The organism is Marinobacter sp. CP1, from assembly GCF_001266795.1.
Classification (GTDB): Bacteria; Pseudomonadota; Gammaproteobacteria; order Pseudomonadales; family Oleiphilaceae; genus Marinobacter; species Marinobacter flavimaris.
The window spans coordinates 2,872,178-2,884,095 of the sequence record NZ_CP011929.1 but is presented as its reverse complement, the minus strand read 5'-3'; the positions used below and the strand labels follow the sequence as shown (position 1 = coordinate 2,884,095).

Here is an 11,918-nt window from a genome sequence, read left to right as displayed (position 1 = left end):
GAGCTAGCGTGTATTTTCCCTCTCAAATTCGGATAGCATCTGCATCTCGCGAGCCTTGGCCAGGCGCATGAAATTCCTGTTGGCTGCGGTAATGGCAACGCTCAGACCAAACCAACCGTTCAGGATCTGGCGGTGAAGCAGGTAATATTTCAGGAACTTCAAGGGAAACTCGGCAAACAGGCGGGGGCTGGAAATTCGCCGTCCCTTTGCGGCGATAAAGCGGGCCTGCTCCGTCGACAACTGGCAGTACTTGCGCTCCATCTGCTCCAGAGAAATCAGCGTGCGGTGCAACACATCGCCCTTTAAATCCACAACCCGGCCAGCCTTCACCTGCGGCCGGTCATTGTTGCTGTCTTTTTCGGGCTCAATCACTGCCTTGTTACGATTGTAGAGCCTGAGGATCTTCTTCGATTTATCATGGCGGAACGGATGCCGGGGATCCGGCTGGGACAGCACCCAGCGCATCCGGAATCCCGCAATGGCCGGGTCAATCGGCTTTGAAAACAGGTCCTGGATGTTGGCCACAAGCTCGTCCGATAGCACCTCATCCGCATCCAGGTCCAGCACCCAGTCATTACGACAAAGGCTTGCAGCAAAGGCTTTCTGGCAGGCAAACCCCTGCCAGTCGTTATGAACAAACCGAGCTCCCGCCGCTTCTGCAATTTCGCGGGTTCGGTCAGTGCTCCCGGAATCAACTACGATAATCTCATCGACCCAGCCGGAAACCTTTGCCAGGGACTCTGGCAGTCGCAGTTCTTCGTCCTGGGTGATGTAATAAACAGATAACGGTAACTTCATCAAAATTCCTGTTATCAGGGCCATCGGTTTAGGGTCTGATCAGAACAATATCATGGTTGCCTTATGATAAGATGACGCGCCTGATTTCGATGTTTTTCTTGGCATTCTCTAACTCAAGCCCGGAGTGTACAGATGATTCACCCCGTCATTATGGCTGGCGGTACCGGCTCACGCCTTTGGCCGATGTCGCGCCAGCTGAATCCGAAGCAGTTCCTGAAACTGACCAACGGCCCCCTGTCGATGTTGCAGGCCACCGTTGCGCGGCTTGAGGGCATGGACGCAGCAAACCCTCTTCTGATCTGCAACGAGGAACACCGGTTCCTGGCTGCGGAACAGATGCGGCAATCCGGCCACGAGGATACGCGGATCATTCTGGAGCCCTGTGGCCGGAATACGGCGCCGGCGATTGCCTTGGCAGCGCTGCAGCTGACCGAGGCTGCAGAAAACGGTGCCGATGATCCCCTGATGCTGGTGCTGGCAGCCGACCACCTGATCAAGGACGTCACCGCCTTTCAGGAAGGGGTGAAGAAAGCCATTCCGCTGGCGCGGGAAGGGAAGCTGGTCACCTTCGGCATTGTCCCTAACCATCCTGAAACTGGCTACGGCTACATTCATCGTGGCACCGAGCTGGGCCCTGACAGCTACCTGGTGGACAAGTTTGTCGAAAAGCCGGACCAGGCGACCGCCAATGGTTACCTCGATTCCGGAGAGTACCTCTGGAACAGCGGAATGTTCCTGTTTGGTGCCCGTCAGTACCTCGAGGAGCTGGAAGCCCATCGCCCTGATATCCTGGCCGCGTGCCGTGCCGCCATCGCAGACACCGCCGATGACCTGCACTTCACGCGAATCAACGCCGAACGCTTCGCCGAATGCCCGTCAGACTCGGTGGACTACGCCGTCATGGAGAAGACCGACAAGGCCGCCGTGGTTTCCCTGGATGCCGGCTGGAGCGATATTGGCTCCTGGTCCGCGCTATGGGAAGTCAGTGACAAGGACGCGGCCGGCAACAGCCTGACCGGCGACGTGATCACCCATAACACCGCCAACACGCTGATCCGTGCCGATAGCCGGCTGGTGGCCACCGTTGGTGTGGACAACCTGGTGGTTATCGAAACCAAGGATGCCCTGCTGGTCGCCCATAAAGACAGTGTTCAGGACGTCAAAACCGTGGTGGAACGGATAAAAACCGATGGCCGCCACGAACACATGAACCATCGGGAAGTCTACCGCCCCTGGGGCGTCTACGATTCCATCGACAACGGTGCCCGCTATCAGGTCAAACGCATCACTGTGAAACCCGGCGCCAAGCTCTCCGTGCAGATGCATCACCATCGCGCCGAGCACTGGATCGTGGTAAGCGGCACGGCCCGGGTCACCAACGGCGAGAAAACCTACCTGGTCACCGAGAACCAGTCCACCTACATTCCGGTTGGTCAGGTGCACTCGTTGGAGAATCCGGGCGTCATCGACCTGGAACTGATCGAAGTTCAGTCCGGCTCTTACCTGGGTGAAGACGACATTGTTCGTTACGAGGATCGGTACGGTAGGAAATGAGCAAGCTCAAGTATTTCATCATCGCCGGGCTGCTCAGGATTGCCGGCTGGCTATCCCTTGCCGGTGCCCAGAGGGTAGGTCGTTTCGTCGGTTATCTGGTATGGCGATTGCCCACCAAATCTCGCCAGGTAACCGACATTAACCTGTCCATTTGCTTCCCCGAACTTTCAGACACCGAACGCGCGGTTATGTCAAAGAGATCCCTGGCCCAGACCGGCATGACCATGCTCGAGGTGCCCTTGATGTGGGAGTGGCCGGTGGAGAAATGCCTTGGCCTGATCCGGGAAACCGAAGGCCTGGATCTTATCGACGAGGCCATGGCCGGCGACAAAGGCCTGATTCTCCTGGCGCCGCACCTCGGTAACTGGGAGCTGGCCGGGTTGTTCTTTTCCTCACGCTACAAAATGGCAGCGCTCTATAGTCCGCCGAATATGCCCGAGTTCGAGGACTACATGATCAAGGTACGCGGGCGACTTGGCTCGGAGCTGGTCCGGGGCGACCGCCGCGGCCTGGCCAGGCTCGCCTCGATTCTTCGGGAAGGCGGGGTTGCCGGAATCCTGCCGGACCAGTCGCCCCGCGGAAAGGGCAACGCCTTTGCGCCTTTCTTCGGCATGGAAGTGAAAACCATGACTCTCGTATCCAAGCTGATTCAGCGCACCGGTGCCAACGTGCTGATTACTTATGCCGAGCGCCTGCACGACGCTTCCGGGTTCCGGATCGTTGTACGTGAGACCGGCCCGGGCCTCGGTGACAAGGATCCTGTTGCCGCGACCAGTGCCATGAATCAGGCGATTGAGCAATGCGTGCGAGAGATCCCCGAGCAGTATCAATGGGAATACAAGCGTATGCGCCATCGGCCGCCCGGCGAAATCAACCCCTATAATCCGGACCGAGTATGTTGAACCCCAGACTCGCCTTTCATGCGCTGCTGATCATCGGGCTCGGCGGCGCGCTCCTGTCCTCAAGCATCCTGGCCGGCGCGACTCTCTTGCTTGCGATTGCCGGAATGGTGCTCAGTGCCCGCAAATCTTTGTATAAAGACGGCTGGGACAAACCCAAAGAGCTCAGGCTGCTTCACTTTTCCTTCTGGTTCTTCGTGCTGGTGAGTTTTCTGTCCTGGGCCCTTGAAGGGTTTGATTACGAGGGTGGAAAAACCCTTGGCACGCACGCCCGGTTCATCCTGTTCTGGCCCCTGATTGTTGCCATCAGCTATGCACGGATTGGCGCCCGCACGACTTTCGCCGCCATCGGACTGGTGGCCGTGTCTGTCATCGGGATTTTTCTGGTGACCATTGCTGCCCGCCAGGGCGCGCTTGGTCAGGTCTTGAATTCCCGTTTTGGCGGTGGAATCAACCCTATCAGCTTTGGCAATCTCGCCCTCCTGGGGGGCATGTTGACGATCGTCGCTGCCATGTTTTTTGTCCGGGAAAAACGGGGGGGCCTGGCGGTACTGTTCTTTATCGGTGGAACGGCGGCCGTTCTCATTTCCATGTTGTCGGAAACCCGCAGCAATCTGGTCGCTCTACCCTTCCTTCTGATTGCGCTGGTACCACTAGTCGGTAAAAGACTTCGAATTGCCGGATTGATTGTTGTGCCAATGCTCGTCGCCGGCGCGATTATTACCAGCGACCGCATGTCCAGCTCGCTCAATGGACTGCTACATGATGGCCAACTGGACTCCGGCATGGAAATTCGCCTGGAGGTCTGGGGGCAGGCGCTGAACATGCTCAGAGAAAGCCCCTGGTCGGGCGCTGGCCTTGGTGGCTATACCCACCGCATAGAATCGGAAGTTGCCGCGGGCAATCTGCCAGAGCATTTCCTGGACTGTTGCACGGGGCATGCGCATAACGATCTGCTGAACAATGCCGCAACCAGCGGTATTCCCGGCATTCTCAGCTGGGCCCTGCTTATTTTCATTCCGCTGGCCATCTTTGGCAGAAACCTGTCCAGCCGCCACGCAGCCACGGCGCACCTTGCGGCGGCTGGCTGCATGGTATCCCTTGGATACTTTTTCTTTGGCCTGACCGAAGCCACCTTCAATCGGACTTTGTTCCTCACCTTCTATCTGCTGGCTGTTAGCTCCATCGCCTCGGCCATGTTTACAGAGCTGAGTGCGTCCTATGTTCGAAACAGGGCCCGCAAGGTGTCTGCCACTATCATCACGAAAAACGAAGAAGACCACATCACCGACTGCTTGAAGTCCGCAAGGCTGGTTGCCGACGAAATTATCGTTCTGGATAGCGGCAGTACTGACAGAACGGTGGAACTGGCCAGAGAGCTTGCAGATGTTGTCGAAGTCACAGACTGGCCTGGCTTTGGCATCCAGAAACAGCGAGCTCTCGAGAAAGCGACAGGAGAGTGGGTGCTGTCACTGGATGCCGATGAGCGTGTCACACCCGAGCTGGCAAGGGAGATCAACGATCACCTGGTAGATCCTGACGCGGACGCGTACAAGCTTCCCTGGGCCGTAACGATCTACGGCAGCCGCCTGGATTTCGGGCGCAGCGGCCGAGCCCCCCTCCGGCTGTTCCGTCGCGAGGGAGTAAGCTTTTCGGACGCCCTCGTACACGAGCGGATACTGATTCCGTCCGGACGCAAGATCAAAACCCTAAGGGGCCGCCTGACACATTATACACACAGGGATTTCGGCCACTCGCTGGAAAAAAGCGCCAAGTACGCCTGGCTTGGCTCACTGGAGAAACATCGCAAAGGCAAGAAGACCCGCACCATGATCTACCCCACCCTGCGGGGCCTGATGACATTCGTGCAGGTGTACTTTATTCGGTTCGGGTTTCTGGACGGTGCTGTGGGCTATCTTACCGCTGTGACGTACGCACAGGTAACGTTCAACAAGTATGCCGGATTATGGACGCTGGACCGGCCGGCCCGCTTTGAAAAGTCCTGACCTACGAAGGAACGTCGTTTCGACGCCGACGCTCCTGAACATACGCCTTATTTCGTCGTAGTATGGGAGCCGGGCACCCATAGAGGTATCATCGATCTGGAATACCTGGATTTCCGGGAATATCTTTTTCAGGGTAAAAAGAGCGGTTGAAGTAAAGCTGTAGAAAGCGAGATAGATTTCCCCGGACAGAGCCACTTCGACCTCGATCGGACGACCGGCCTGCCGTATCTCGAGCGGAAATTCTGCCAACAATGCCTCCAACTCTTCCCGGCTTTCCTTTCGGTGCATGAAGTACACCACGCGGCTATTAGGATGACGTTCCACCACGTGCTGAATCTGCAGTGTCAATTGCTGAGGCCGATCCTCACCACCAAAGGGCTGTCCAAGAAAACCGACCACAGGGGCCTGAGTATTATCACGGTCAGAGGTTTTGAAGGTGCTGCGAAACACCGGAAAATCATGAACCTGTACCTGAACAAGCTCTGAGCTCGGTAGCGGAAAAAACGTGAAGAAAGCGATCACCTCCGGAACCACGCGATGAATCCGGATTCCCATGGTTCTCAGAAGCCGTTTTTTTGCTGGTGAAATCCGGGAGGCAATACCCTCGTCGTGAATGGCATGGTAGTACGTCACTGTCGCCAGGCCGTCATCCACGAAAATCAGCTGCTCGCTATCGAACCCCCGATAAAATACTTCGTGGATCCAACTGGATTTGTTCCCGATAAATAGCCGTTCAATGTGGCGTCGTGAAAGGCTCTTGGCAACCGCACCCAGACGAAGGTAAAAGGAACTTTTTTTCAGATAGATAGTTTCAATGCCTTGCCAGCCAAGAGCCTCGGCCAGGAAGGCCATCTGTTCCTCGGTCTCCCGGTTATCAGGCCTGGCAATGACAAGAAGTGTTGTTTCAGCGCTGCAGCCATAGAGGTAACGAGCCTCGGAGCAATTGATCAGTTGCAGGGGCGTACTCGCAACAAAGACATTGGTTGGGCTTGCGGCGCTGATCAAATCGTTCGCTTCCTAGTCGGGATCTTCACTTGGTCTACCCTGAGCTTTCCGGTGCCATGCGTGCAAGTTCCTTCCGCAACCGGCGCCGGACTTTCAGTTTGCGCAAAAGGTTTATCGGCTTTGGCTTGAGTTGGCTACGCTTGTTGATCAGGAAATCCTCGACCGCATCAAGAACCCGCTTGCTGGAACGACCATCCCGGAAACTGTGCAACTGGTCGCAAAGAGCTCGCGTTTCTTTCATCAGCGGATCGGGATACTGCACCGCCTCTTCCAGAGCTTTCTCAACGCCCGCCACTTCCTGGACATCGATCAGATAAGGCCCCGGCATTTTGGTTCTGAATGTGACCACCGGGCGATCCAGGAACATGAACTCGAACATGATGGACGAGGTGTCGCAGAGCATCACATCAGCCTGCGGCAGCAGAGGCAGCAGATCTTCATCGCTCTCGACAAAACGAAGGTTCTCGCCACTCAGCTTGCGATACTGATCCACTACCGCGGGATCCATTTTCGGATGAAGCGTTACAATGAACTTCCAGCGACCACTTCTGGAGAGCTCGCCGATCTTCTCCACCAAATCCGGAGCTGACGTAACGGACCGGCTGAACGTTGAAGCGTAAAAAACAACCGGCAACTCATTTTCCAGACGGTTTCTCTTCCCGATTTCATTCCGCGACAGCAATGGATCGAGCTTTGGCCAACCTGTGTGAGCAACCCCGAAATGCTGGTACCGCTCGGCCAGTTCACGGAACTTTTCCGTGTCTTTAAGGGCATGCGTACAGTAAAGATCAAACCATCCCCGAATTCGGTAATGGTCACTTTCATCTTCGCTGCTATGGCCCCTTTTGTTGCGCGCCATGCCATGGAATACCTCAACCTTGATTCCGGGAAAAAAGTAAGGCACCCAATCACCGGGAACGAAGGTCGCATCCGCGTTGTAATCCATGACCTCTTTTACGGAAACGAGACGGCGCTCATCGGCCTGAAGTGGAGCTGTTGAGCACCCGGCGACGAACCAGGCAGCCTCATCGCCCCGGCGCCGTATCTCTTCCTGCAGCGGTCGCAGTATTGAATAGGAATAGGGTTGGTTTACAAAAAACAGGTACCGGCGCATTCAAGCCCTGCCCGTCAGCGATTTGTATAGCTCACCCGTCTCAGTGACGGTCTGTGAGGTGTGAAAATGCCGGGCTATCCGTTGCCTCGCAGCCTGCCCAAGAGAGGCCGCCAATTCACGATCGCGGTAAAGCCGCTCAATAGCCGCTGAAAGCCCGGGAGCATTTTTCGGTTCAACCACAATACCGCTGACGCCATCTTCCACCAGCTCCGGCATACCGCCAACACTGGTCACTACCGGCGTCACTCCGTAGACCATCGCCTCGATGACCGCACGGGGCAGACCTTCCCTTTCCTTCGAGGGAAGCACAAACACATCACTGGCCGCCGCTATGGCCGGCGCATCGTTGCGGTAACCCGTAAAGTGAATCCGCTCGGGGTGAGAGGTGGCAGCGGCCTGCGCCTGAATCTCTTTGTTATCAATAACGTCTCCCACCAGCAGCAAATGTATATCTACATCCTCAGGCAGCTTATCGATCGCTTCAATCAGGTCATCGAAGCCTTTTCTCGGGGTATTTCTCCCGGTGCAGCACACCACGAAGGCATCTTCCGGAACACCAAACTGTGTCAGGTCGGCCTTGGGCGATTGATACCAGTCCAGGTCGTGCCCTTTGTAGATTCTCTGAAGCTTCCGTTCAGGAATGTGCATCCACAGAAACCGGAGGCTGGCCAGGTAATCCTTGATGGCATCAGCGACACAGACAATCTTGCTGACGCGAGGATGCAGGAAGGTAATCCAGGATTCCGGATTGAGAAAACTGATGTTACCGATCACACCGCGATAGGCGACGATCTTGATATCCGTGCCCCGGGAAGCCCGTAATCCGCAGGCCAGGGCCCGGGGATTATAAGCGTGAATGACCTCGTAGTTTTTCTTGGCCAGTTGTTGGCGGATGGACTCGGTGCCCTCTTTGTCAAAGCGGTTCTTCAAGGCCATGGGGCAGGCAACCATGCCCTCGTCGACAAGACGCTGATAGTTCCGACCCTTGGGGTTACACATGACGTCGACGTCGAACCCGGCCTTTCTGAGCCCGATAAAGAGTTCAGTCTCCGGACGATCACAGGCATCCGTAAGACAAAGTATCGACGGAAGCGATCCGCCCTGTTGTGGATTGGTCAAGTGGCCATTCCCCTGTTGTATCCGTTCATGAAATAACTCCAGGCTTTTGCCCGTGCGTCTTCTCCGGCCACCTTTACCAGCGATCGCGAGAAGCGATCAAGATTGGCCTCTTTCCAGCGCGCCGGGGCACTGCCAGTCATCAACCTGCTCTTGTCGAAATCAATCAGAAAGTATTCGTTGCCCCGGACCAGTACATTGAAGCAGTTCAGGTCCGCATGCATGACGCCGGCGTCGTGAAATCGACGAATGGTTTCTCCAATGGACGTCCACGCCTCATTGCCCAGCTCCGAGATAAGGTCAGCCAGGGGCGTGGTGTTCTCCAACCGTTCAATGATGATGGCGGCCCGATACTGAATTGGCGACAGTTTCCGATACCAGGCCGCAACAGGACAGGGTACGGGAAGCCCCTGGCTAACCAGCTTGTTGAGCAACCGGAACTCTGCAAAGGACCGCACATGCTCCTCGCCGGTGAAGGCATAGGCGTATCGCGCAAATTTCGCCATCAACCCGCCCCGGCGATATTCTCGAAGCACCAGTCTGTCCTCTCCGGCCTGCAAAAACCAGGCGCCGCCGCGGCCCCCGCTGCTTACCGGGCGGGCTTGATTGCCCCAAGAGGCGGAATTGAACCAGTCCTCGGTAACCCTGCCCTCGTAATCCGGGTGAATCAGCATTGCCGAAGCCCTTTCCCGGATACAGATTTCAGACTCCACCATGCTGGGTCCCCGGTCACCGAAATTGAAAGAAGGCACGTACTACCCACTCACGCCGGGACGGAAACGCGCGAGTAAGTTAGAATGGCGGCCAGTTTACCAATGATTGCCGACAAAGCTCCACAGCACCAGGCCACAACCTGAACCGGATCAATATCTGATGAACTCCATCTGCATTCTTCGCCTGTCCGCCATCGGCGACGTGACTCACGTAATACCTGTCGTACTGAGCCTCCAGGAGCAGCTTCCCGGCGTGAAGATTACCTGGGTTATCGGCAAGATCGAAGCCAAGCTGGTTGGCGATCTGCCCGGCGTTGAGTTCATTATTTTCGACAAAAAGACTGGTCGCAAAGGCTACGCTGAGCTTCGCAGACAAATGACGGATCGCAAGTTTGACGCGCTGCTTCACATGCAGGTGGCTTTCCGAGCCAACCTCGCCGCTGCCTGCATTCCGGCCAGAGTCAGGATTGGCTATGACAAGGCCCGCAGCAAGGATCTTCACAGCCTGTTTATCAACCACCGGATCAAACCGGCACCGAAACAGCACGTGCGAGACTGCCTTGCCAGCTTCCTCGAACCTTTGGACCTCAAGGCCGCGCCGCCGCGCTGGCAGATTCCGTTGAACAATTCAGACCATGCGTTTGCGCGCGAGCAACTGGCTAATGACCGCAAGAACCTTGTAATAAGTCCGTGTGCCAGCCACACACTGCGTAACTGGCCCGCTGAGCGTTACGCACAGCTGGCTGATCACGCGATTCAGAAGCACGGTATGAAGGTGATTCTGGTGGGCAGCCCCGCCCCGTTCGAGGCCGAGTACTGCGCCGCCATCGAAGCCGCAATGAAGGAAAAAGCGCACAACATCTGCGGCAAGGACACCCTGAAGCAACTGACAGCGTTAATGACCCATGCCGACCTCGTGGTAGCGCCCGATACTGGGCCGGCACATATCGCCAGTGCGGTGGGCACCGATGTCCTTGGGTTGTTTGCCGCAAGCAATCCTTACCGCTCCGGGCCCTATAATTCTCTGGACTGGTGTGTGAACCGGTATCCTGAAGCACTGGAGAAGTTTACCGGCAAAACGGTGGAACAGGCCCGGTGGGGGGCGAAAGCAGAGTTCGAGGGGGCGATGGACCTGATCACGGTTGCAGATGCCACGAATATGCTGGATCGGTGGGTTGAAGTTAACCCGGTGGCCAAAGCTGAAAGCTGGGTCAGATGAAAGCGTTCATCTGACCCAAAATTTCACTTCCGTGCGGTGTAGTCCTGGTAGGACTTCTCTTCCACGAAACGAGACCCCAGGGCCAGGTTGACCTCTTTTTTGATCGCAGCGCGCTTGTCATTGGTGACGTATACAGCGCGTGCCAGCTCAATAAATCTCGCGCCAAAGTCCTGGGCGGCTTCCTGATCCCGAATATCGTCTTCAATCACCCACAGCTCTTCGTTGACCGCTTTCAGCTGCTTGCGGAGATCGGCGATTTCAGCAGCCTTGTCCTTTACCGCCTCGTCCCAGGTAGCGCTCAGCTCATCAAGCTCAAGCCGGACATTCTTGACCTTCGTTTCATCCTTGATGCGCTCGGACTTGATTTCGAGAATGGTGATTTTGTCCAGCACCTCGCCAAAAGATACCGGTACCTTGATAACGTCTGCCATTTGCTCGTCCCGCCAGTAAACAGGGTGTGTTAAACAACAAAGCCGCCGGGCTGAAACAGCAAACGGCGGCCTGTAATTATTCTGGAATCAGCCTTTAACGTGCGTCAGCCAACCGCTGTGCTCAGCCAGCTTGCCCTTGACTGCATCAAAGTACATAGCCTGAAGCTTCTCGGTCACCGGGCCACGCTTGCCGGCACCGATCACACGGCCATCCAGTTCGCGGATCGGCAGCACCTCGGCCGCTGTGCCTGTGAAGAAGGCTTCATCGGCGATGTAGACCTCATCGCGGGTAATCCGGCGCTCCTTGATCGGAATGTTGAGCTCGCGCGCAAAATCCATGATCGTGGCACGGGTAATACCCTCCAGGCAGGAGGTGAGTTCAGGCGTATGCAGCACACCATCACGCATGATGAAAATGTTTTCTCCGGAGCCTTCGGCAACGTAACCTTCGTTGTCCAGCAGCAGGGCTTCCTCGGCACCACCGGAAATGGCCTCGTTCAGGGCCAGCATCGAGTTAATGTAGTTGCCGTTCGCCTTGGCCTTGCACATGGTGATATTGACGTGGTGACGCGTGTAGGAGGACGTGCGCACCTTGATCCCCATTTCCTTCGCTTCCGGTGACATGTAGGAAGGCCAGCTCCAGGCCGCAACCATTACGTGCACCTTCAGGTTATCAGCCCTGAGCCCCATACCCTCGGAACCGAGAAACGCCATTGGGCGCAGGTAGGCTTCGTCAAGATTGTTTTCCCGGACCGCCGCACGCTGGGCTTCGTTGATCTCGTCCTTACTGAACGGCATTTTCATGTTCAGGATGTGGGCGGAACGGAAAAGACGATCCGTGTGCTCTTTCAGGCGGAAAATGGCCGGGCCATTCGCGGTGTTGTAGGCCCGCACACCTTCAAAACAGCCCAGGCCGTAATGCAGGGTGTGAGTCAGGACGTGGGTCTTGGCATCCCGCCAGGGAACCATTTCACCATCCATCCAGATAACGCCATCGCGATCAGCCATCGACATTCTTCATTGCTCCTAAAAAAGCGTTTTTCGGGGGAACCGGCATTCTAGC

General features: G+C 56.3%; 11 protein-coding genes. 4 read left to right on the top strand and 7 right to left on the bottom strand.

Translation table 11 applies throughout. The features are described 5' to 3' along the window. Nucleotides 1–3: 3 nt before the first annotated feature. On the bottom strand, nt 4–798 hold the full coding sequence (locus ACP86_RS13345; protein WP_053114340.1) for a glycosyltransferase family 2 protein: 795 nt from the start codon (nt 796–798) through the stop codon (nt 4–6). Between the two features lie 132 nt (nt 799–930). Between ACP86_RS13345 and ACP86_RS13340 the strand changes: the two genes are divergently transcribed. From ACP86_RS13340 to ACP86_RS13330, 3 genes are read left to right on the top strand one after another with little or no spacing between them, the layout of a single operon-like run. Continuing rightward, complete coding sequence (locus tag ACP86_RS13340; protein ID WP_053114337.1) at nt 931–2,352, top strand: mannose-1-phosphate guanylyltransferase/mannose-6-phosphate isomerase; 1,422 nt, start codon at nt 931–933, stop codon at nt 2,350–2,352. Further along, nucleotides 2,349–3,254 carry a lysophospholipid acyltransferase family protein gene (locus tag ACP86_RS13335; protein ID WP_053114335.1) on the top strand — a complete coding sequence of 302 codons (906 nt, stop codon included), beginning with the start codon at nt 2,349–2,351 and terminating at the stop codon, nt 3,252–3,254. Before ACP86_RS13340 ends, ACP86_RS13335 begins: the two co-directional genes overlap by 4 nt. Next, a complete protein-coding gene (locus tag ACP86_RS13330; RefSeq protein ID WP_053114334.1) occupies nt 3,248–5,257 on the top strand; it encodes a glycosyltransferase in 2,010 nt (669 codons plus the stop codon). Before ACP86_RS13335 ends, ACP86_RS13330 begins: the two co-directional genes overlap by 7 nt. Here the strand turns inward: ACP86_RS13330 and ACP86_RS13325 are convergent. Genes ACP86_RS13325 through ACP86_RS13310 form a run of 4 tightly spaced genes read right to left on the bottom strand, consistent with a single transcriptional unit; the run spans nt 5,216 to nt 9,208 of the window. Then, the gene (locus ACP86_RS13325) at nt 5,216–6,262 is read right to left on the bottom strand and encodes a polysialyltransferase family glycosyltransferase (protein WP_053114332.1); all 1,047 of its coding nucleotides are present in this window, start codon (nt 6,260–6,262) and stop codon (nt 5,216–5,218) included. The two genes, ACP86_RS13330 and ACP86_RS13325, sit on opposite strands and share 42 nt — an antisense overlap. A 34-nt stretch (nt 6,263–6,296) precedes the next feature. Beyond that, the gene (locus ACP86_RS13320) at nt 6,297–7,376 is read right to left on the bottom strand and encodes a CDP-glycerol glycerophosphotransferase family protein (protein WP_053114330.1); all 1,080 of its coding nucleotides are present in this window, start codon (nt 7,374–7,376) and stop codon (nt 6,297–6,299) included. Continuing rightward, nucleotides 7,377–8,495: a glycosyltransferase family 4 protein gene (locus tag ACP86_RS13315; RefSeq protein ID WP_050898251.1), complete on the bottom strand. Its 1,119-nt coding sequence runs from the start codon at nt 8,493–8,495 to the stop codon at nt 7,377–7,379. Next, nucleotides 8,492–9,208, bottom strand: a complete 717-nt coding sequence (locus tag ACP86_RS13310) for a 3-deoxy-D-manno-octulosonic acid kinase (RefSeq protein ID WP_053114328.1) — start codon at nt 9,206–9,208, stop codon at nt 8,492–8,494. The genes ACP86_RS13315 and ACP86_RS13310 overlap by 4 nt, the downstream gene beginning before the upstream one ends. 157 nt (nt 9,209–9,365) lie before the next feature. On the opposite strand from ACP86_RS13310, the gene ACP86_RS13305 reads away from it, so the two are divergent. Then, nucleotides 9,366–10,424: a glycosyltransferase family 9 protein gene (locus tag ACP86_RS13305; protein WP_053114326.1), complete on the top strand. Its 1,059-nt coding sequence runs from the start codon at nt 9,366–9,368 to the stop codon at nt 10,422–10,424. Nucleotides 10,425–10,447: 23 nt separating this feature from the next. Here ACP86_RS13305 and ACP86_RS13300 read toward each other — a convergent pair whose 3' ends face one another. Next, on the bottom strand, nt 10,448–10,855 hold the full coding sequence (locus ACP86_RS13300; RefSeq protein ID WP_008170872.1) for a DUF6165 family protein: 408 nt from the start codon (nt 10,853–10,855) through the stop codon (nt 10,448–10,450). Between the two features lie 87 nt (nt 10,856–10,942). After that, nucleotides 10,943–11,869: a branched-chain amino acid transaminase gene (locus ACP86_RS13295; protein WP_008170880.1), complete on the bottom strand. Its 927-nt coding sequence runs from the start codon at nt 11,867–11,869 to the stop codon at nt 10,943–10,945. Nucleotides 11,870–11,918 lie beyond the last annotated feature (49 nt).

Excerpts from the sequence above, each read along its gene's own strand:
- ACP86_RS13345 (WP_053114340.1), bottom strand. The coding sequence starts at position 798 with ATGAAGTTACCGTTATCTGTTTATTACATCACCCAGGACGAAGAACTG.
- ACP86_RS13340 (WP_053114337.1), top strand. The coding sequence starts at position 931 with ATGATTCACCCCGTCATTATGGCTGGCGGTACCGGCTCACGCCTTTGG.
- ACP86_RS13335 (WP_053114335.1), top strand. The coding sequence starts at position 2,349 with ATGAGCAAGCTCAAGTATTTCATCATCGCCGGGCTGCTCAGGATTGCC.
- ACP86_RS13330 (WP_053114334.1), top strand. The coding sequence starts at position 3,248 with ATGTTGAACCCCAGACTCGCCTTTCATGCGCTGCTGATCATCGGGCTC.
- ACP86_RS13320 (WP_053114330.1), bottom strand. The coding sequence starts at position 7,376 with ATGCGCCGGTACCTGTTTTTTGTAAACCAACCCTATTCCTATTCAATA.
- ACP86_RS13310 (WP_053114328.1), bottom strand. The coding sequence starts at position 9,208 with ATGGTGGAGTCTGAAATCTGTATCCGGGAAAGGGCTTCGGCAATGCTG.
- ACP86_RS13305 (WP_053114326.1), top strand. The coding sequence starts at position 9,366 with ATGAACTCCATCTGCATTCTTCGCCTGTCCGCCATCGGCGACGTGACT.
- ACP86_RS13300 (WP_008170872.1), bottom strand. The coding sequence starts at position 10,855 with ATGGCAGACGTTATCAAGGTACCGGTATCTTTTGGCGAGGTGCTGGAC.
- ACP86_RS13295 (WP_008170880.1), bottom strand. The coding sequence starts at position 11,869 with ATGTCGATGGCTGATCGCGATGGCGTTATCTGGATGGATGGTGAAATG.